This window comes from Sulfuricurvum sp., assembly GCF_019163035.1.
Classification (GTDB): domain Bacteria; phylum Campylobacterota; class Campylobacteria; order Campylobacterales; family Sulfurimonadaceae; genus Sulfuricurvum.
Genome location: NZ_JAFLKV010000034.1, coordinates 1 through 21,631 on the forward strand (window position 1 = coordinate 1; position 21,631 = coordinate 21,631).

The window sequence follows — 21,631 nt, forward strand, 5'->3', positions numbered from 1 at the left end:
TGCGCATATCAGAAGTCAACGCTGCCGTAGGACAAATACGATAACACATCTGACACGCGGTGCATTTAGTCTCATCCATAATCTTTTGTGACGTAAACTCTATCATCGAAGCATCGACGACATGAAACTGTGATGGCTTCTCTATGCGCTTCAGTGCCGTAAAAAAGAGTTTCCGCCGATCCGTGATCTTTTTCGTCCTAAGCTCTTGGGTATGAGAACTGTCAATACTTGCTTGAATAAATTCATCGGTAGTACTTCGTACCTCTTTGTCAAAATCGTGTTTAGCTTTTGCAATCTCGCGCAGATGAAACGTTTTGAAAAAATCTCTCCGATCTTTATGCCCATCTACCTCGTCACTACGGTAACAGATATTTTCACATACCACACGACTCTCAACCTCTATCGCTTCGAGGAGATAATTCGCACATTGGATTCTCTCCGCCATCATTTCCAGAACATAAGAGCCAATGTCACAACCACTACAATGTCCGCTATCAAGCACCAAAGCTTTTTTAAGACTGCAAAGCGAAATTAAATGCTCTGGCGAGAGAGCAGCAATGCAGGGAATATTTTTTTGACATGAAATAACACTCTCGTCATCGTTAAGAAAGGAAAAGAAAAATTCCGTTGGATTAAAATCATCCAACACTAACGCTTCACTCGGACATACCGCCACACACCCAGCACATCCTACGCAAAGCGATTGGTTGATTGCAGGGAGCCTTCCCATCAGTGTGATCGCACTTGTCGGACAACTATCACTACAGTGTGAACACTCTGAGTTGACACTCAGCGCTCGAACGCATCGTGCAGGTGATAGCTCTAGTAGACTCACGCCTGAACCAGTCCGCTCAAGGTTTCATTATCGGAGAGGATAAATTCTAACGCCATCTCTGCGCTGTCGTAATACAAAGGGGTACGAGACTCGTATTTCATGTTGATGAGATACATCGGTGCCCATTTCAATAAATGGGAATTGAGAAAATTATGCTGAACTTTGATCAGCTCTTGTACCGCTTCATGATCGGCTTCTTCCATCGCACGCAGCTGAGCTTCACACAAATGGTGCATAAACTCCAACTCGATACCGATATGATCCGCAGACACAACACGTGCAACTTCATAATCAACGAGAAAATCATACGCACTATAAATGTCGGTAACAGGATTAGCACCGCCCGTCTCGATCATTTGGTCACTTCGCGTGTAAAACGTCTCATACGGTACCAAATGAAGTAAAGAGAGGTTTGTAAAATCGGGATTCAAATACTCTTCTAAAAGCTGTTGTGCTTCGATATTTTTACGAGGTTCCCAATCACGCCAATGGGGCATAAATTCTAAAACCGTTTCGTCGTTTCGAAGAATTTCTAAACGCTCCACATCCAGCTCTTGGAGCAATATTCGTGACAACAACGCATATAAATTACTGCGTGCGATAATTTCATCCATTCGTAAAAACCTTTAATAAAGTAGCGTGATTGTAGCTTATGTGACTGAAACGCGCATAAGAAGTGCAGGTTATAAGGGTTTATCAAGTCTTACGACTTGATATTAACCTCGTAGACCGATGGATCGAGGTTGACCCATGGGCGTTTAATATGGCGAGGACGTCGAAGGGTTGAATTTGAATCCAATCCGCGCGTCAATGTATCTCTCCATGCTTGGTAGACTTTGAGGTTATTGTCGTAGTTCACGAAAATATCCCCGATTTTATCTCCCGCTTGAGCCGGCTCTAGTAGAACTTTATGGTGCCAGCAGTGCATACCTGAAACAGGGTCTGGATGAGGAGCCGCAACGGCATTTTGCCATGAACCGCTCAAACCATCCCACCAGATATTACCCGAATCTCGGTTGTAGTCGGCAAAACGCGCGGTATGGAACGGTTTGATCCCCTCAACATATTTGAGTTTACCTACTTTACCGTCCATTTGGATCTCAGCAACCGGAACCCCGAAGCTGTTAAGCCCCGTCGTCCCTTCGTAATCGTCAATAATACTTTGTCCGCCTGCTTTACCGACATTCGCCGGAGATTCTGCTAGGAACTCCTTGTTATTCAAATCACGAGGAGCGACACCCGGTGCCACTTTTCCATCGCTTACGCCGTTTGGAATCGTAACCGCATTGGTGAGCTTCCAGCGTCCGCCATGGTGAGAACACGCGAGTGTTCCAGGAAGGACACCCTCGGTCGGAACTGCCATTGCGACAAAATGTCCCCCCTCTAACCCTGAAACGGTATCGACGATACGAACACGGATTGCATCACCGCGTTTGAATCCGAGACGTTGTGCATCTTTAGTCGAAATCCAAATCGGGTCATGGTTTTGAGAGATCTCCATAAGGTGTTTCGAGTTTGCTGAACGGGTATGAATGTTATATGGCAAACGGAATACCGTATTGAGCGCAAATGAGTTCTCTTCGGTCATATATTTATGGTTGACGTGTGAGACCAAGTGAACGTATTCGTTTTTCTCATCCTCATTACGCGGATAGAACGGCATTGCATACTCTCTCCAATGCCAATCCGTAGCCCACTGAGTATAGAACTCTAACTTTTTAGAAAGGGTTGCAAACCCTTCCATTTTCTTGCCGTCAATCTCAACACCGATGGCTTTTTCTTTACCCTTGTGATCGAGAGCTTTGATAATTCCACCTGCACCGACACTCATTGATCCGGCGTCAAATTTATGACCGTGTGAAATTACTTCACCCTCTTCCATTTTTAGCTCACGCTCCATTGCATGGTAGATTTTATCCTCTTCCATCCAAAAACCGTAATCACGAAGATACGAATAAACAGGGAACTCTTCATTCATATAGCGTGGGTCATTCGTAGCCGTTTCTTTGAGTTTCGGCAAGTTATCTCCGAACGCTGCATCGTACCACTCGGCGATAGTAACTGTTTTGCCAGGATGACGTTTAGATTCCCACATTTTTTTGATACCGAGAGAGCCATCCGGATCGATAAAGTCGGTACAAAGTTGGAACCAGAACTCATTCTCTTCCCATACTTCACCCAGACCCGCTTTAATATGCGCTTCGAGCGTTGCACGGGCAGGATTTTTAGCTTTCCATCCCGATTTCTCTAGTGCTACACGTAATACCGGCTGACGGAACGTCGTCCAACGTGCCGGGAATGTTGCTTCAGAGTGTTGATCGTGGCGCTCTCCCGCAAGCCCTACAGGGAGGACATAGTCCATGTACCAGTTGGTTTCCGACCATACCGGAGAGAGGTTCATGGTGAGTTCCATTTTTGACTCATCTTTGAGTACTTCGATCCAACGGAATCCGTCCGGATTGATCCAAACCGGATTGTACATACGAGGGATCCATACCGCGAGTTTACTCGGTACAGTTAAACCACGGTCATTCCATTTTTTCTGCCACGCCGTATCACTCAAAAGATGCGGAAGAAGATATGACATCTCATACGTTGACAACGGCCACTCAGGTGGCCATGTAAGTTCATTCCACGCTTGTACTTTCGGTACATCCGCACCCGAAATCCCTTGACCTACGGTTGAGCTTCCACCCTTACCAGAGACAGAGATAACATGCCAGTGGTGGAAGAATGTTCCCCCCTCGGTTCCGATTGCTCCGCGAAGACCGATACAGAAATACGCCGCACGTCCACCCATCCATGCACCACGGTTACCCGCAGCAGCTGCACGCCAGATATACGTAGAGATCGCATCCCCCGCCCAAATAAACATCTCATAGAGTTTTTCGAGTTTATACGCCGGTACATGGGTCTCTTTTACCGCATAATCAAGGGTATACGGTGCGTACATATCTTTAAGAAGTTCGATATAGCTATCAAAATCACGCCCCGCAGGAAGCTTTGTAATCTGTTTTTTCTCAAGCATAAAATTCAAATGCTCAGAATCGTTCATCAAGGTTTCCCAGTTGAACCATTTTTTAACAAACTTTTTATCGGTCATATTTTCATTTAGGATACGGTTTGCCAAATAAAGATAAATCGCCGCTTCCGTTCCCGGCCATGCCGCGATCCACAGATCAGACATCCCCGCAGAGTTCGACATACGAGGGTCCATAACGACTAGCTTCGCACCTTTTTTACGGGCATCGGCGATAAATGCCGCCGATTGTGCAAAATAGTGACCTGCATCCGCCGCATGGGATGAGTTCAAGAAAATCAATTTTGCATTTGCCCAGTCAGGACTGGTACGGTCATCGTTTGCTGTCCAAATCGTTGGTGTACGACCATTGGAAGAACAGATATTCGTATGGGAGTTGTACGAATCAAGACCCAATGTTTCCCATATTTGAGGGACAAAACCGTTTTCATTCGGGCGACCGACATGGTACATTACCGATTTTTTGGAGAGTAGATCCCCTTTACGAATCGTATCCGCCATTTTTTTACCGATGGTAGTCATCGCCTCATCCCATGTGGTACGGATCCATTTACCCTCACCACGTTTTGAACCAGGGGCACGTTTGAGTGGGAACGGGATACGATCAGGATCGTACATTTGCGATTGAACCGCGTACCCTTTCGCACAGTTACGTCCGCGTGAACCTGTATGGAATGGATTACCCATGTACTTTTTAACGGTAAAGGTCTTTTTGTCGATCCATGCCGTGAGTCCACATGAAGCTTCACAGTTCGAACATGCTGTCGGTACGATCATGAAATCGTTGACATAGATACCATCAGGGTTCTCTTCGCTTTGTACGCCGTGACGGTCGATACCACCACGCTTCCAGTCTACACCGCTAAGTTCTTGGAAATGGTTCCATTGATCTTGAGGCGGGTAAAAGGACAAATTATCCGGTGTATTGGTGAACTTGCTTTTCTCAATCGATTCAGCCGCTGCATCGGTGGAAAATACACCCTTCGCAATCGCGGCACCGGCTACAGTGAGCGCAGTCCCTTTTAAAAATGTTCTTCTACTTTCTAAATACATCATAATCTACCTCTTAGCTCATATTTAACAATTGTGGAATAACAAGCCAAACGTGTTTGCTCACCCACAAACCGACCAACGCCGATACGGCAGCGATTTTTAACAAATAATACGATTTGTTTTTCAAACTCACACATACCAATGCCATCGGAACCAAGAATGCCATCACTTGACCGATCCAGAACATTGCAGTGTATTCACCACCTTTAACAAATGCCAATGTCGCCGCTACCTCTTCGGCTTTCATCCCGCCGAAAATAAGCTCAGACATGTAGAGGATAAATGCTGCCGCCGCACTAAGACCCAAAATAAGTGCTAAATCTTTTTTAACCGCATCAGAGAATTTGTTTCCGCCGAGGAGAATCATCGTTGCAGACCCTGCGAGCAATGCCGCCAAGATCATTTGCGCCGACTCAGTCGGCATTTGCCACAACTCACGCGCGGTTGACTCTGCCATCAATCCTGCGGTGTACAGCGTAACCGGAATTGCTAATAACATAGCCCATCCCAAATATTTGTCGTACATCGCTTCGTCTTTTTTCATGTAAATCGCATACGCCATCGCCAACAAAAGACCGACGAAACCGGTAGCCATCCATGCACCGATGGTAATCGCCGATGTCAGATGCGGATAGAAGAAAATGTGCCAAAAACGGAACATTTGGTGTAAATCGATGACCGTAAAAAACAGGAAAATATGGATAAATACGATTGAAATCGCAACTGAGGGAAAACGGATAAAACCGGTTTGTTCCGGATATTTTTTCAACAAGAAAAAAGTAATAAAAATAATACCGGTACCGATACTTTTTGCCCACATATTCATCGTGATGATCCAACCCCAAACGATCCCAGGAAGTGCCACGTCAAGAGTTACAATGGCGTTTGTAGCTGCTAGTGTTTCGTGTACCATTAGTGCCCTCCTATAGGGAGATGTTTAAGATTATTAAAGAGGTTATGACCCTCACCTCGGAACGATGCCAACGGATTAAGCTGAACATTACCGCCACCAACATAGAAGTGGTGCGGATCGGTCCCTTTTTCCACTTTACGCACCTGTACATTGCCTTGGTGGGATTGGATGTACTTGCTGATGCTTGACATCGGATCATCCAAATCGCCGAAAATATTTGCTTCTACCGGACACGCTACGACACACGATGGCATCATAGAACTCGCGACACGGTGAGCACAATAGGTACATTTATCCGCCGTTTGAGTTTGAGGATCGATATAAATCGCACCGTACGGACACGCCATGACACATCCCGCACATCCGATACAACGCTCTTTATCAATGTTTACGATACCGTTTTCGAGATAGTGTAATGCACTAACCGGACAAATACGTTCACATGGTGCATTGGCACAGTGATTACAACGAAGAGGAGTGAATGTCCGCTTCGTTTCGGGGAAAGTTCCCACATCAACATATTTAACACGTAGACGCCATGTACTAAGTGGAACTTCATTTTCCACTTTACAAGCAATCTCACAGCCCTTACATCCCATACAGAGATGAAGGTCTACCAAGAAACCCAATTGCATATATTCTCCTTGTTCCTGATTCACGTAACGACTACTCATAAGGTAGATGAATAATCTTTATTTGATGCCGTGATTACAGGCATTTAACGGCATTACTGCTGGATCGATAATAGCTAAAATAGAATAAACAAAAACTAAATGCTAAACTCATTTTGCTATAACTTTTTGATATGTTACCGTTTGTAAATGTTTCCCGCAAAGGGGGAGGAAGAATAAAAAAGAATTATTTTTCTAAGCGGCAGCGAACCGATGCTTCGTGTGCACCAAGTCCTTCAGTATGAGCGATAAGGGCACATGCTTCACCGATTTCATTGATCGCTTGACATGAAAAGGAGATTATTGAGGACTTCTTCATAAAGTTCTCCACCCCAAGCGGTGAGTAAAATCTCGCCGTCCCACCGGTAGGGAGAGTATGGTTTGGTCCTGCTACATAATCACCGATAGCTTCGGGAGTATAGTGACCTAAGAATATCGCCCCTGCGTGTTTGATCGAAGGGAGAAGTGCAAAAGGGTTATCGGTCGCTACTTCGAGATGCTCAGGGGCAATCTCGTTCATCAGAGCTACCGCCTCTTCCATCGTCTCGGTTACGATAATCGCGGCACGTTCTTCAATCGATTTTCGAGCAATCGCTTCACGCGGAAGCTTTTTCAACCACACTTCGATCTCTACCGCGCACGCATCTGCGAATTTTTGAGACGGTGTGATCAAAATAGAGCTTGCCATCTCATCGTGTTCCGCCTGAGAGAGCAAATCAATCGCGATATGTACGGGGTTCGCCGAATCATCGGCTAACACTCCGATCTCACTCGGTCCTGCGATCATATCGATATTGACCTCTCCAAAGACCATTTTTTTCGCGGTCGCAACGAAAATATTACCCGGACCCGTGATAACATCCACTTTTGGAATCGTTGCCGTACCATACGCCATTGCCGCAATGGCACTGGCTCCACCGACCTTGAACACTTCGGTTACTCCGCACAAATGACACGCCGCCAGTAACAGTTCATTCGGCTCATTATCGGGAGTCGGTGTCGTAACCACGATATGCTCTACCCCTGCGACTTGAGCGGGGATCACATTCATAAGCAAAGAACTCGGATATGCCGCTTTTCCTCCGGGGATATAAAGACCCGCACGATCCACAGGAGTCACTTTCTGCCCTAAAATCGTTCCGTTGGCTTCGGTATCGAACCAGCTTTTGGGAAGCTGTTTTTCGTGATAAACTCGAATGCGATCATACGCCAAATGCAATGATGCTTTAAGTGTCGGTTCCAACGCTTCATACGCACGTTTCATATCCGCCGTATCGATACGTAACTCTGCACCACTTGTTGGGCTCCATCGATCAAATTTCTCAATATGACGAATCAGCGCGGCATCATCATCGGCGCGGATCTCATCGATAAGCCCTTTAACAATGGTGGATACGTGTTCCATATCCATTTTTCCACGCCCTAAAAGCTCACTGAAAACAGATTTAAAATTGGGTTCATTGGTATGAATTAGGGTCATTAACTCTCCTTTTTACTTGTTCGTCGCATTTTTTTTGTACTCTTGTTTCACAATATCCAGCGCTTCAAGGAAATCTCCACTCTCAGCGGCTCCCATGATCGGTTCAAACATTGGTGTTTTTCCTTTTATAAACCATGTGGCGGGTGTCCCTTGCGTCATTAGTGATGGTGGTACGCTTCCCTCATCCACAACCCCCTCATAAACAACAAAGTCACGATTTAAAATCGCAACTACTTTTGGGTTGGTGAGGGTTTTTTGTTTGAATATATCACACCATCGGCACCCGTTTTTTGTTACCAATACCATTAACGGCTTATGTTCTTTATCCGCTCTTTGCACAGCAGAAGAGAGATCTTTTTCCCATTTAACCTCCGCACCGAAGAGCGAAAATGCTGATAGCAAAAGTACAAAAATAATTTTATTCATCTTATTTGACCTTTTTGAGTATCTCTTTGGCGACATCGGCAATCTCTTTGTTCGTTACATCAATCGTAATATCGGCTACTTTTTTATAAAGAACGGATCGCTCATCATAAAGTTTGATCGCTTTCTCAATGTCTTGCATTAAAGGGCGTTTGCGTAACTTTTTCTCCGCATCGGGATGGGAGAGAATACGACTGTGAATTGTCTCAAACGGTGCGGACAGATAGACAATTGTCCCGATTTTTTTTAGATTCGGAACTTTGAAAAAGCCCCCTCCGGTAGAGATCAATGTCCCTCTAACCTCTTTTTGGAGCCAACGGGCAACTTTACGCTCCAACTCCCGAAAATACTCTTCACCCTCTTCGGCAAATATTTTTTTGATACGGCGGTTTTCCATACTCTCGATAATATCATCCGTATCCAAAGCAACCAGATCCGATTGCTTGAGTATCTCACGCGCTACGGAACCTTTTCCGACACCCATAAAGCCGATTAAAACAATATTTTTCATAAATTCTCTGCTGTTGGTTTATAATGATGCAATCATATCACGCGTTAACTTAGGAGTGCTTCTTGATTCGAATCGCAAATCTCTCTGATCTCAACGAACCCACCGAAAATAATGAAATATTTTTGCCCCTTTTTCAAACCAGTACATTCAAAATCGAAGCCATTCGTTCATGGCTTAAAATTCCTGGTGAGCTATACAATCAAGAGGAAGATGAATGGGTGATACTATTAGAAGGAAAAGCGTCGATTGAAATGGATAACCAAATCTTTACGCTTCAAAAAGGAGATTATTTTTTTATCCCGAAACATAGAGTGCATCGAATACTTTCAACCTCTAAAAACGCCCTTTGGATCGGCGTATTTAGCTTTTAAACTCATTGATGCGCGCGGAGAGCGATTGTGCTACTTGCATTAGCTGTGCAGAATCATTTTGAATTTGTTCGACACTGTGGCGATTTGCTTCAGAAACGACATTGATTTCAGAAATTTTTTCTATAATCCACTCGATATGTCCGACTACTTCCACTGAATCGTTGTATGATCTCTCAGCAACACTCACGGAACGTTCCATTTCAGACGATGTTGCGGAGATTTTATCTTCCACTTCATTGGAGATGACGGTAAGTTCATTCATATTATTGGCATTATCACCCATTTTATCGCTAACATCATTGATTGCCTGAACAATCGTCCCCACGCTGATCTCAATTTCGGTCAAACTTTTTTGGGTTCGCTCTGCAAGTTTTCGTACCTCATCAGCAACAACAGCAAATCCTCTCCCGTGTTCACCCGCACGTGCCGCTTCGATCGCGGCATTTAGTGCCAGAAGGTTGGTTTGATCAGCTATATCTTTAATAACTCCGAGGACATTTTTGACTTGATCGGCATCATTACGGAGAGAAATGAGCTGTGAAGCCATCTCCTGCTCCGTTTCAATATACCCCTCGACCTCATGAACCAATTTGGTTAGCGCATCTTTTGCCGTCAACAACTCTCCGTTGGCATTCGCGACATTGCGCTGAGTTTGTTCTGATACAGCAATAGCGCCCGATAAAATTTCTTTAATCGAATGACTCTTTTGGGTTGTTGCTTCAACGATTAGCCGTTCTTGCTCAACTCCGCCTGAAATAATTTGGGTTGCTTTAGTGATAGTTGTTGCAATCATAGAGTTTTGACGGCCTAAGTCTTTCACTTCATTCACCGTCTCTTGTACCATAGAAACAAAATTATTGACCGCTTTTGCTGCATCAGCAAACTCATCTTTTTTCACTACTTCAAGACGTTTGGTTAAATCTTTATCCCCACTAACTAAAGCACCGATACGACTTCTTAATACCTCTAACGGAGTTAAAACCTCTCGTCCAAAGAAGATATTCATAACCGATATAAATGTAATAACGACAATACTCAGTGCTATTAATAAGATAGTTTGAGTTTTATTAATCTCGGCATCATTTTTTTCCAGCGAAATGACTAAATCCATAACCCCTAATACATCCCCTGACTGCATATTGGTATGACACGCCAAGCATTTTTCTTCCGCAATAAGAGGCTGAAGAAGACGAATAGTATGCTTACCATTCGTATTTTCGATCACTTGAGGTTTTTTGGTTTTAAACACCTCTTTGATGAGCGGATCTTCCGTAAATTTGGCATCAGGAGCGAGTAACTCAATTACCCCTTCAGACTTTTCTACCTTTAAGGCTGAAATCCCGTCGATTTTTTGTGCTTTGTCAATCGTTTCAGCAACAACTGCCGGATCACCTGCCAACATGCTCCCAGTGAGTGTTTGAAAAATCGATTCACTGAGCATGTTTAGTGAACGCTTGGCGGTCTCGTTTGAAAAGTCATTGAAAGTTGTCGTTAAATACCAATAAATGGCACCCAATCCCATAAAACTAAAAAGTAGTGTAGAAAAAATAATTTTCGATTTTACTGTATTAAACATTGCGAAACTCCACCGTTATAATCTGTGTTCCTTATTGTACCGTATATCGGTCACCTTTGCGAGGCAAAGTTACAATTCCCTCTGCGCTCTGCATTTTAATCGGCAAATTCATCGGGCGACGCATCGAGATTGGATCGACTTTGCTAACACTAAAATGAAGATGCGGACCACTGCTGTACCCCGTATTTCCCGAGTATCCTATAAAATCACCTTTGGAAACTTTTTGACCGATCACCGCAACAGCACCCTCTTGTTTCAAATGGTAATAGTTCCCCATCGTCCCATCGCTATGCTCGATAATGACATAATTAGCGTATTGACGATATTCAGGACTTGCACCGCCAAAATTATTGCTCCCCTCTGCTCCAACCACGATCCCCTCACGCGCGGCATAAATCGGTGTCCCCACCGGAACCGGAAAATCGACCGCATACGCGGAGAGTCCTTTATGCGATGTCTCCCCGTGATACCCTTGAGAAACACGGACAACCCCACCCGAGATAAAAGGAAGTTTATAAACATAACTCTCTTGATGCACCGCAAATGCTGAACCTCGTACCCACCCGTACGATGAGCGGTAATTAACCTCAGAAGCAGAAGAGATACGGGCAAGCTCCAAGACTCTTTTTTTACTCCGCCCCGGAATCTCAATAAACAACGGTGTTTTACCGGAGGCTTTAAGATTGTTCAAATACTCAAAATCGATACTCATCGTTACGGTATAGGGATTTAGATTTTCCGCTTCGAACTCAAATCCTCCCGCTCCATTAGAGTCTGCACTTAAAATGACGCTGTTACGTGAACCGATCTGCGCTATCTTTTTAACTCCGGAGACTTCGGAACGTTTTAGAATACGCAAATGTTCTTCATACGCCTGCTCTTGCTCAGCAGAGATTTTGATACTTTTTTCCTCAAGCTCCTGCTCATCACAGAGTGCATCGATACTTTTTATCGAATGGTGCGGATAGTTTTTTTGATAAAATGCAATCACTTCAGAGCGGATACGAGGATGATTCAGAGGATCAAGGGGTACAGAAACCAAATCTTCAAAGCTCTTTTTATCCGACTGTGCCATAGCGGTATTGAGCGATTTTCGATACAACACATCGATGGACTCTTTTGTACGGGAAAGCTCACGCAACTCTTTGAGATAGGCGTTTAAAAGCTCACTATCCACTTTGTTAGCATCGGAGAGTTCACGACCTACACTCAATGTCGCTTCAACCCCGTTCAAAAAATTTCGTAAAATATGTTTGTTAGGTTCCATAACGGGCTTTTGGCTCAGTTTTTCAATAGAGGTCGTACTTTTTTGGAGCGGTTCGACAAGTGTGTTAAAGACTAAGGGGGCAGAAGCGGCGAATAGTATCCCATAGCTGATAAAAAATGCAAGAACGATACGCACCAAAACAACTCCCTTTTATTTTAATTCTAACATTATTGCTCTAAGAGTATAATATCGTCAATTTTAAGTGTGGGGTAAAAGCAATGTCCGTAAAAATTTTAGATGTAATGAAGCCGGGAGTGATTTTCGGTGACGATGTTCAAAAACTCTTTGAAATTGGAAAACAAGAGGGATTTGCACTCCCTGCGGTCAATGTGGTCAATACCGACTCAATCAACGGTGTCCTCGAAGCGGCAAAAGTGGTTAATTCTCCTGTTATCATCCAATTCTCCAACGGCGGAGCGAGCTATTACGCCGGAAAAGGGATCAGTAACGAGAATGAAAAAGCGGCCATCGCCGGAGCCATTGCCGGAGCCATGCACGTTCATGCCATGGCGGAACTGTACGGTATCCCCGTCATCTTACACACCGACCACGCGGCACGCAAACTTCTCCCGTGGATTGATGCCCTTTTGGATGCAGGTGAAAAACACTACGCCCAATACGGCAAACCACTTTTTAGCTCCCACATGCTCGACCTCTCCGAAGAGTCTTTAGAAGAGAATGTCGCGACGTGTGTAGAGTATATGAAGCGCATGGATAAAATCGGAATGACGCTCGAAATCGAACTGGGCGTTACTGGAGGAGAAGAAGACGGAGTGGACAACAGCAGTATCGACAATGCTCTCCTTTACACTCAGCCTGAAGATGTCGCCTATGCGTATGAGAGACTCAGTGCCGTGAGTGAGCGTTTCACCATCGCCGCATCGTTCGGAAACGTCCACGGTGTCTACAAACCGGGTAACGTCGTCCTCACCCCTATCATCCTCAACAACTCCCAAAAATACATCCAAGAGAAATTTGCTACCGCGTCGGATAAACCGGTAAACTTCGTCTTCCACGGCGGTTCAGGCTCTACCCACGCAGAAATCCGTGAAGCGATCAGCTACGGTGTTATCAAAATGAACATCGATACCGACACCCAGTGGGCAACGTGGGAAGGGGTAAAAGATTATTATGAGAAATATAAAGCTTACCTACAAGGGCAAATCGGAAACCCAGAGGGTGAAGAAAAACCGAATAAAAAATATTATGATCCGCGTAAATGGCTCCGTAGTGGGCAAGAAACATTGATTAGTCGCGTAAAATCAGCGTTTGATGATTTGAATGCGATTAATCGAAACTAAGTGATGACATTCTCCCCAATAGGGGAGAATTATTTCGTATAAATTATTTTCGCTTTTGCGTGAAGATCTGCCATCTTTTTCTCCATAATCGCTTTAAACTTATCCATTTTCAACCTCTCTTCGATCAAGATTTTGACACTCTCAAACCCCATTTTTTTTGCTACTTTTCTATCTTCGACATAGATGATATGATAACCGAATTGGCTCTGTACCGGAGACGATGAGATCATACCGACTCGCATCGAAAATGCCGCATCGTTAAAAGAAGGAACCATTTGTCCACGCGAAAAATATCCCAAATCCCCTCCTCTAGCGGCACTTGGACCGATAGATTGTGATGATGCTTGAGAAATAAACTCCTTTTTGAGTTTTTCACCTCTCAATGGTTTCAAAACCGCAATGATCGACTCAGCTTCGACTCTACTTTTAACGAGTATATGGCGAGCATGAATTTTCTCTTTATCGATAAATTCGTTCGGATTCGTATCGTAATAACTCTTTGCCTCTTTGGAATCTACTTTGATCGCTTCAAACTGCTCTTGCTCCCATAATTTTGCTGCGAGTTGTAGCTTTAAACGACTTTGCAGGGCATCGAATTCATGCTTAAATTCTTTGGATTCGAGTACTCCTATTTTTTGGGCATCGTCATACACCAGCTCTTGGGCAATCATCCCTTCGATAATCCGATGGCGCAATTCGTTTTGTTTGTCAGTGGGAAGAGAATCAAAATGCCCCTGAGTACCCTCCAACAAGACTTTATTCACCTCTTCTTTGGTGATTTCATCATCATTAACCCGCACTATTACCGCCGCCGATGCGCTATTTCCCATGAGCAACAAGCCCATGCTCAACGCGGCATAATATCGTTTCATGGTTATTTCCCTTCCCCTCAAGGAGTATCGTAAGAGAGTGCCATATTGGCGCATCCCAACGCTTCTTTGGCGCGACACGCTTGTGCGTAGAGGGTTGAGGCTTTGTATTTATTTTGAGCTGTCCCGACTCCGTTTTCATACATAGCACCGAGATTCAAACACCCAGTACCGTTCCCGCTCTCACACGATTGGGTAAATGCACTGAGTGCATCAAAATTGCGCTTTTGTTCTAATGCCGCTTTGCCATCAGAAAACGCATCGGCAAAACATACCGTTGCCACGCCTACTATCATTAATCCCACTACCTTTTTCATGATTCAATTTCCTTGTTTTTTGATTTTTGTATACTAACGATCACCCAATGAGAATTATTGTTTATGGGCACTCCTTTGATCGGATTTATTCGGGATAATCGTGACCGAGCAGGTCATGCCCGCACTCAATTTCAACCCTTTTGGAACATTATCGATATGGATACGAACGGGAATGCGCTGAGCCAGTCGTACCCACGTAAAGATCGGATTAACATTCGCCAATAGCCGCCCGTCCGTCGTGTTATCCCGATCCGCGATCCCTCGGGCGATACTTTCCACATGTCCTTTTACAACGTATTTCGTCCCTAACATCTTCATTTGCGCTTTGTCTCCGATGTGGATAAGGGAGAGTTTATGCTCCTCAAAATAGCCGTACACCCAAAACGATCCGTTGGTAATAAGTGCCATGCGCTTCTCACCCGCTTGAACATAGTCCCCTTTGCGAAGTAACAAATTAGAGATCCAGCCATCACTCGGTGCTCGGATGGCAGAGCGTTCAACATTGAGTTTTTCACTCTCTACCAATGCCATCGCCTCCTCGTATTTGGCATAAGCGATTTGAGCATCATAGTGAGCGTCATTACGCTCTTCTGCCGATACCACTTCATAATCAGCACCATTACGGCGGAAGGATTGATGTTTTTTCATATCATATTCGGCTTTGCGTGTTTGTGCAATCGCTTCAGCCGCTGTAAGCGCATGGTGAAAGCGAACATCATCGATTTGATACAACAGCTCCCCTTTGCGGACAAACTGGTTATCGACAACGGAGACACGGCTCACCAATCCCCCGACATCCGGTGCGACCATCACAACATCAGCGCGGACGCGCCCATCTCTCGTCCATGCACTGTTCATATAGTTATCCCACAACATCACCCCTAAAAATAGGGCGATTGAAACAACGGCAAAAGTGATGGCAAAACGTAAAAGTTTGGCGAGTTTGGTATTCTTATTCATGTTAGTTCCTTAGCGATAAATGAGTAAACACGGCGTCGTGAACAAACAGACAAATACTGCAGTACGAAACAGTCCCGGATGCCAAACATGATTGTAAAGCCCCCCATCCGACATAATCCGATCCAATAAAATCTGCACAACGGTAGCGATAACAAAGATAGGGAGCAATGTCGGCATCTGAACTCCGAATAACGTAATATCTAACGGCATGAGTCCTCCTTTGAGAGGGGAAAGGTTGTTGAATTGAGCAATATGGTACGTATCAGAGAAAATTCTGTGATAAGCGTCTCAAAATGCTTTAATGGTATTTTTTCACTGGGTTTATCCCCACCCCTAAGAGAGGATATTGTCTCTTTTAAGCTCACCAACAATACCGTTTGGGTTGATTCGGAGGGGGTCTCAAAATAGCGTTTAATCGACTCCAGTGAACGCGTGATATGTAGATCCGAGTAGCGTTGAGCACTCCGTCGTATAGCCAATATAGAACGTCCAATTTCCAAAGTTGCCAGAAGCCATTCGAAAACCAAACGGCTGGAACGCATATTTAATCTCCCTTGTGTCGAAAACTGCTGAACAAGATCGCGTCCTGTACTCTCCAACGCACTGCGCTCTGTATTCAAAACCCCCTCACACGCCCCTACGATCTGGCGGCGCAAGATTTTTGCAACTCTTTGCTGTGTCAGGGAACACGACCAAAAATTGACCAGCAAGTAAGCAACCCCGCCGAAAATCACTCCGATTAATGCCGCCAATGAACTCTCCAAAAATTTAGTCGGTTCGATTTTATAAAAGGGATCAAGGGCACATTGACTCATAAACATAAAAACAAACCCAAACGAAAAGATCGGGAGTTTCGGTCGTGTCGTCATCCACCCCACAAAACCCAAGATCGGAGCGAGAAGAAGCCCCAGCGTCAACAGATCGGAAGTGTAGGCGGGTATGATGTAAAAATCATAAATTGCGGCAAACATCAGAGCGAAAATAGAACCTTTAAAAAAATCTTTGACCCCGTCAATCGGACTCGGAAGCGTCCCGAGCAACAACCCGATAACCACCGCCATCGTAATGGTGAGGGTAGCATAAGGCCATGCCGTCCATATCCAAAACATCATACTTAGAAGCAATACCCCGCTCCCGCGCAATGCCGCCAATGCAACCAAAACATTATCGGTATGGGTAGAAAATCGGACAACACGGCTAAATTCACGCGATGAAGTACCCGATAAACGGAGCTTCAAAAGAGATAGATACGTGGCACAGTGAATATGCAGCTCATGTAAAAGACGGATAATAAGATAAGCCGCCGAGGTAAATTCGTCTTCACCCTCAAACACAATTCGCTCCCTTTCATATCGTTCCTGAACCTCTTTTTTTGCCTCTAAAAGCTCGCTCACAAGTTCATTTAAATCCTCAGGATTTAATACCCCCTCTGGCGGTGTCCGTAATGCCGAGACTATCGGTTGATACAAAGACTCCAACGCACGTAACAGCTCCATTTTTTGCCCTTCTTTGATCGAGGCGACAATACTTTTGAGGGAGTGAAACGTGGTGGAGAGATTCATATATTCGTGATTCAGATGGGCGTAATGTTGCCGCTCGCGTCGATCACTTCCGCTTTCGAAATTGCTATTAATCCGAACCGCATCCAACCCCACAACCCCACTGGAAAATCGTGAGACGGCAGGATTGTTTTCATCAAATACCGCAAACACGGATTGGGGATCACGGAGAGTGGAGAGGACGTTATGGAACCGCTCCCGCTCACTCGTGATTAACGAATCCAACAAACGGCGCGGAAAAATAACATCACTAATGATGGTGGCACTCATAATCCCGACAACCACTTCGGAAAAACGGGATACCGCGATATCAAACACCTCTAACGGGGTCTCGATAACAGGTAGGGCTACGATGCACAACGTGTATCCCGCCAACACAAATCCATAAAATTGAAAATTGCGATATTTAAATCCTGCAGCCGTCGTCAAACCGATCCAAAGGGCAAACAATGCGATAAACCAGATCGGATCTTGGGCAAACATCCCCATGATAATCAGCGACATTCCCACACCGGCAATCGTCCCCAAAACGCGATAATAGCTTTTAGAAAACACCAATCCACTCTGGGGTTGCATAACGATAAATACCGTAAAAATAGCCGTCCTCGGATCGGGAAGGTTGAGTTTCATAGAGATCCACAGTGCCAATAAAGCGGCGATGATTGCTTTCGCCATATAGATTAGCACAGCAGCGTCGATGGTGAGCCACTCGTTCAGCGTCCGCCGAAGCGGAAATGCTTTCACCGCGAGCATTAGCGTGTTATCGGCTTTCATTCTCATCTCCATCTTCAGAGTAACCGCCACCCAATGCTTTGATCAGATTGATCTGAAGTGCTGTTTTGGTCTCATTGAGTGAGAGTGTTTTGAGCTCAGCCTCTCGTACCACTTTTTGTTCAGAAAGAAAGGGAAGTTTATTGCTCAACCCCTGCATAAGCTTTTTACGGGCAATCGTCTCATTTGCTTTTTTCACCGTCATCTCATCCTCATGAAACTGCCGTTGCAACGCTACATGTTTGGATTGTTTGAGGAGCATAACAACCTCATTTGCGGCTTTAATGATGACGCCGTTATACTCATACACCGAAGCGTTGTAATCACTAACACTGTTTTGCAAATTCGCCTTTCTCTCCCCCCAATCGAACAGCGGAAGCGACAGAGCAACTCCCGCAGATGGAGTATAAGAGGAGTGATCGAGGAGTTTAGCCCAATTAAACGAGGTAAACCCAATCGCACCGGATAGGCTAATATTGGGATAAAATTGCGCTTTTGTCTCCTCGATCGTATGGCTTTTACTAAGAGCCGTATATTTTGCGATAGCCACGTCAGGACGGTGAGCTAAAAGATTTAACAACACTTCCTTCGGAAGCGAAAGGCTAAAATCTTGTCTAATTCGGGGCATATTAAACCCATCTGCACGTGAGGGGAGAAATCCACCTAACACACAAATGGCCTCTTTTTTCCCCTCTATAGAGCGTTTTAGCTCTTCCTCACGTTGCTTGATTTTAGCAAGGTCACTTTTTTTAGTGTTGATTCCAACACCATCGATCAACCCAAGCTGATACTGTTTTTCGATAATCTTTAGCTCATCACGAGATAGCTGCTCCAAAGCGCTCAACACTTCGATTTTTTGCTCATCATAACTCCATGATAGGTACGTTTCACAAATGGCGCTGCTTAGGGCAATTTTTGTCGCTTCGATAGTGGCTCGTTGGGAGAGTGCATTATTTTGTGCCGCGAGGATGCGTGAATGGCGCTCATTCCAAAAGTCAAAATCATAATCGAGGGTTAATGCCGGCTGATACTGCGTATTGGTACTTCCCCCCAGCGGTGCAGGGAAGATATGATTTTCACTAAAACGTTCTCGCATAACACTCGCCTCAGCGGAGATATGAGGAAGATTACGAGATTGTGCGGAGGCGATGATGGTATTCGCTTGAGAATATCGTGCTTCAAGTGTTAACAAACTCGGCGCACTAGTTAGCGATTCCTCTACAAGTGAATCAAGTTGCGTATCCCCAAATCCCCTCCACCACTCCCGTACCAAATGAGAATCGTGTTGCTCCCACTGTGCAAGGCTTTTGTTCAGATCGTTCGTAATCGTAGTTTCTTCCATCGGAGTCGCTTTTTGGATCATAGGGACACATCCCGATACCAAAAACACTGCCGTGGCGATAAGCACTAACCGTAAATAGTCCATTACTTTGTGCTTTTGAGATTCTCATAAATTAATTGAAGCGTATGGGAGAGCGCATCTTTTTGTTCCGTTGACAACCCACGTAGCGCTTTATCCATCACCTCTTCACCCATTTTTATGAGCAAATCTCGCAGTTTTGATCCCTCAGGTGTGATCGTCACGATATAGGCTCTTCGATCATTCTCTTTGGAGGTGCGCTTTACCAACCCTTTTAACTCCAACTTATCGAGCATAAGGGTCAAATTGGATTGTTCGAAATAGGTATCCTGCGCCAACTCTTTTTGAGTCAGCCCCTCTTTTTCGGATAAACGGATTAGAATAACCCGATGAGCATACGAAAGAGCGTACGGCTTTAGTTCATTTTCGAACTCATTTTTGAGGACATTGCGTGCTTTAGCGAGGAGAAAAGCAATCGACTTATCGGATTCGAAGCTCATAAGTATCCTTTGTAAAAATTTTCGGGATTGTAGAGCAGGAGAGCTTAAATGGTTATTATAATAACTATTATGTTAGTAATTATATTTTACTCCAATTTATGTGTGACCAAATCACTATAAAACATTGGGATAAATAAATGAAAGATTAATCATTTTAAATAAGAAAGAGGATTGGCAATCCCGCGCAAGCGGGAGTGGTTTTAAAAAAAGAAGAATTATTTAGTGTAAGTGATTTTTGCTTTTGCGCGGAGATCAGACATCTTCTTCTCCATGGTCGCTTTAAACTTATCCATTTTTAAACGTTGTTCAATAAAATTTTTCACCTCATCAAAACCAAGTTTTTTTGCGGCTTTTTTATCTTCGATATAAATAACATGATATCCGAATTGGCTTTGGACCGGAGAAGATGACATCGTCCCCTCTTTCATCGCAAACGCGGCATCGTTAAAGGATGGAACCATTTGTCCGCGTGGGAAATAACCAAGGTCTCCCCCTTTAGCCGCGCTTGGTCCGGTTGATTTGGATTTAGCTTGAGCAATAAACTCATTTTTGAGTTTTTCTCCGCTAAGAGACTTCATACTTTTAATAACCGCTTGCGCTTCTGCTTCGGTTTTTACCAAAATATGACGTGCACGGATTTTCTCTTTATCTACAAATTCATCAGGATTCGCATCGAAATAAGCTTTTACCTCTTTGGCATCTACTTTAATCGCTTCGAATTGCTCTTGTTCCCATACTTTTGCTGCAAGTTGTACTTTGAGTCGATCCACCAATGCTTCCAACTCTTGCTTGTACCCTTTTGAATCCAATACTCCGATCCGTTTTGCATCATCATACACGAGTTCTTGAGCAATCATCCCCTCGATAATACGCTGACGTAATTCACTTTGTTTGTCGGCAGGGAGAGAGTCAAAACGCCCTTGTGTCCCCTCAAGCAATACTTTATTAACTTCATCAGAGGTGATTTCATCTCCGTTCACGATAGCTAAAACAGCGGCTGACCCACTGGTAGCACTCAACAATAAACCTAAAATCCAAGCGCTGTAATATCGCTTCATTGCTATCCTTGTGTTTGCCCCTCTAAGTGAGGGGGATTTGATCTCGGCATTATAATACATTTGTCAGTATAGTACGCAAAAAACAATCAATATTAAACGACATCCCCTTGACGCTTTTGTTGCGCTATTTTCAAATAGCGATCAATCGTTTGTAAAAGGAAGTGTTTATCGATCGGTTTTGCTAAATGGGCATCCAATCCGGCAGCAACAATCCGCTCTCTATCTCCGATGAGAGCGTGGGCCGTGAGTGCGATAACCGGAACAAATCCGCGTCCATCACGTTTATCGATTTCTTTTATCAAACGGTTTGCCATCAATCCATCCATAATAGGCATATCGATATCCATAAGCACTAAATCAAATGCTTCCTTCAGATAAGCGTCTACCGCTTTTTGACCGTTTTCGACAGCAATTACACGGAAATTTTCTTGGAGTAAAATCGTCTCAAGGAGTTTAAGATTGATTAGATTATCTTCCGCCACCAAAATTTTGATATTCTCTGCTCTAGGGACAACCTGCACTTCGTGAGAATTTGAAATATACTCTTTTGGCATCGTTTTCCAGATTACCGCCAATGTTTTATGTAGTGAACTTGGTAAAATAGGGAGTGTTACGATCGAAGCAACCGAATCCATAAGAGCATCTGCTTTCTCACCGTAATCCAACTTCAGAACAGGAACTATTTGCAAGTTTGGGTAGGTTGATTTGAGTGCATCAACCTGTGCAGTTGCGATATGTGGTACATCTAAGAAAAGAACATCACTCTCATGCAACGCAGGGTTCACCAGATCATGAA

At 44.3% G+C, this 21,631-nt stretch carries 21 protein-coding genes; 2 read left to right on the plus strand and 19 right to left on the minus strand.

The genetic code is table 11. The features are described 5' to 3' along the window. From JZU62_RS02820 to JZU62_RS02855, 8 genes are all read right to left on the minus strand, one after another. A partial coding sequence (locus tag JZU62_RS02820; protein WP_295011687.1) for a 4Fe-4S binding protein occupies positions 1-835 on the minus strand: 835 nt, incomplete at its 3' end. Then, entirely contained in the window at positions 832-1,449 is a 618-nt protein-coding gene (locus tag JZU62_RS02825; RefSeq protein WP_295011689.1) for a molecular chaperone TorD family protein, read from the minus strand. The genes JZU62_RS02825 and JZU62_RS02820, both read right to left, overlap by 4 nt. An 89-nt stretch (positions 1,450-1,538) precedes the next feature. Next, a complete protein-coding gene (locus JZU62_RS02830) occupies positions 1,539-4,928 on the minus strand; it encodes a molybdopterin-dependent oxidoreductase (RefSeq protein WP_295011770.1) in 3,390 nt (1,129 codons plus the stop codon). 13 nt (positions 4,929-4,941) lie between these two features. Continuing rightward, the gene (nrfD, locus tag JZU62_RS02835; RefSeq protein ID WP_295011691.1) at positions 4,942-5,841 is read right to left on the minus strand and encodes an NrfD/PsrC family molybdoenzyme membrane anchor subunit; all 900 of its coding nucleotides are present in this window, start codon (positions 5,839-5,841) and stop codon (positions 4,942-4,944) included. Continuing rightward, complete coding sequence (locus tag JZU62_RS02840; protein WP_295011693.1) at positions 5,841-6,476, minus strand: 4Fe-4S dicluster domain-containing protein; 636 nt, start codon at positions 6,474-6,476, stop codon at positions 5,841-5,843. Before JZU62_RS02840 ends, nrfD begins: the two co-directional genes overlap by 1 nt. A gap of 223 nt (positions 6,477-6,699) precedes the next feature. Then, a complete protein-coding gene (gene hisD / locus JZU62_RS02845; protein WP_295011695.1) occupies positions 6,700-7,992 on the minus strand; it encodes a histidinol dehydrogenase in 1,293 nt (430 codons plus the stop codon). A 12-nt stretch (positions 7,993-8,004) separates the two neighbouring features. Continuing rightward, positions 8,005-8,418 (minus strand): thioredoxin family protein, encoded by a 414-nt coding sequence (locus JZU62_RS02850; protein ID WP_295011697.1) that lies wholly within the window; start codon positions 8,416-8,418, stop codon positions 8,005-8,007. 1 nt (position 8,419) lies between these two features. After that, complete coding sequence (locus JZU62_RS02855) at positions 8,420-8,926, minus strand: shikimate kinase (RefSeq protein WP_295011699.1); 507 nt, start codon at positions 8,924-8,926, stop codon at positions 8,420-8,422. 62 nt (positions 8,927-8,988) lie between these two features. Between JZU62_RS02855 and JZU62_RS02860 the strand changes: the two genes are divergently transcribed. Next, the gene (locus JZU62_RS02860; RefSeq protein WP_295011701.1) at positions 8,989-9,297 is read left to right on the plus strand and encodes a cupin domain-containing protein; all 309 of its coding nucleotides are present in this window, start codon (positions 8,989-8,991) and stop codon (positions 9,295-9,297) included. On the opposite strand, the gene JZU62_RS02865 is transcribed toward JZU62_RS02860, so the two are convergent. Continuing rightward, a complete protein-coding gene (locus JZU62_RS02865) occupies positions 9,287-10,873 on the minus strand; it encodes a methyl-accepting chemotaxis protein (RefSeq protein WP_295011703.1) in 1,587 nt (528 codons plus the stop codon). The genes JZU62_RS02860 and JZU62_RS02865 overlap by 11 nt on opposite strands. Before the next feature lie 31 nt (positions 10,874-10,904). Beyond that, on the minus strand, positions 10,905-12,275 hold the full coding sequence (locus JZU62_RS02870; RefSeq protein WP_295011772.1) for a M23 family metallopeptidase: 1,371 nt from the start codon (positions 12,273-12,275) through the stop codon (positions 10,905-10,907). Positions 12,276-12,358: 83 nt separating this feature from the next. Between JZU62_RS02870 and fbaA the strand changes: the two genes are divergently transcribed. Continuing rightward, positions 12,359-13,441 (plus strand): class II fructose-bisphosphate aldolase, encoded by a 1,083-nt coding sequence (gene fbaA, locus JZU62_RS02875; protein ID WP_295011705.1) that lies wholly within the window; start codon positions 12,359-12,361, stop codon positions 13,439-13,441. Between the two features lie 29 nt (positions 13,442-13,470). Here the strand turns inward: fbaA and JZU62_RS02880 are convergent, their stop codons facing one another. The 9 genes from JZU62_RS02880 to JZU62_RS02920 form a co-directional block, all read right to left on the minus strand. Beyond that, positions 13,471-14,313, minus strand: coding sequence for a peptidylprolyl isomerase (locus JZU62_RS02880; RefSeq protein WP_295011707.1), 843 nt, complete (start codon positions 14,311-14,313; stop codon positions 13,471-13,473). A 17-nt stretch (positions 14,314-14,330) separates the two neighbouring features. Continuing rightward, the gene (locus JZU62_RS02885) at positions 14,331-14,627 is read right to left on the minus strand and encodes a hypothetical protein (RefSeq protein ID WP_295011709.1); all 297 of its coding nucleotides are present in this window, start codon (positions 14,625-14,627) and stop codon (positions 14,331-14,333) included. A 54-nt stretch (positions 14,628-14,681) separates the two neighbouring features. After that, positions 14,682-15,587: an HlyD family secretion protein gene (locus tag JZU62_RS02890; protein WP_295011711.1), complete on the minus strand. Its 906-nt coding sequence runs from the start codon at positions 15,585-15,587 to the stop codon at positions 14,682-14,684. Between the two features lie 9 nt (positions 15,588-15,596). Then, positions 15,597-15,797, minus strand: coding sequence for a DUF1656 domain-containing protein (locus tag JZU62_RS02895; protein WP_295011713.1), 201 nt, complete (start codon positions 15,795-15,797; stop codon positions 15,597-15,599). Next, a complete protein-coding gene (locus tag JZU62_RS02900) occupies positions 15,788-17,920 on the minus strand; it encodes an FUSC family protein (RefSeq protein WP_295011715.1) in 2,133 nt (710 codons plus the stop codon). The genes JZU62_RS02895 and JZU62_RS02900 overlap by 10 nt, the downstream gene beginning before the upstream one ends. Further along, a complete protein-coding gene (locus JZU62_RS02905; RefSeq protein ID WP_295011717.1) occupies positions 17,907-19,343 on the minus strand; it encodes an efflux transporter outer membrane subunit in 1,437 nt (478 codons plus the stop codon). Before JZU62_RS02905 ends, JZU62_RS02900 begins: the two co-directional genes overlap by 14 nt. Next, on the minus strand, positions 19,343-19,777 hold the full coding sequence (locus JZU62_RS02910) for a MarR family transcriptional regulator (protein WP_295011719.1): 435 nt from the start codon (positions 19,775-19,777) through the stop codon (positions 19,343-19,345). The genes JZU62_RS02905 and JZU62_RS02910 overlap by 1 nt, the downstream gene beginning before the upstream one ends. A gap of 215 nt (positions 19,778-19,992) precedes the next feature. Further along, positions 19,993-20,835 carry a peptidylprolyl isomerase gene (locus tag JZU62_RS02915; protein WP_295011721.1) on the minus strand — a complete coding sequence of 281 codons (843 nt, stop codon included), beginning with the start codon at positions 20,833-20,835 and terminating at the stop codon, positions 19,993-19,995. Positions 20,836-20,927: 92 nt separating this feature from the next. After that, the coding region (locus JZU62_RS02920; RefSeq protein WP_295011723.1) for a response regulator at positions 20,928-21,631 on the minus strand (704 nt) is incomplete at its 5' end.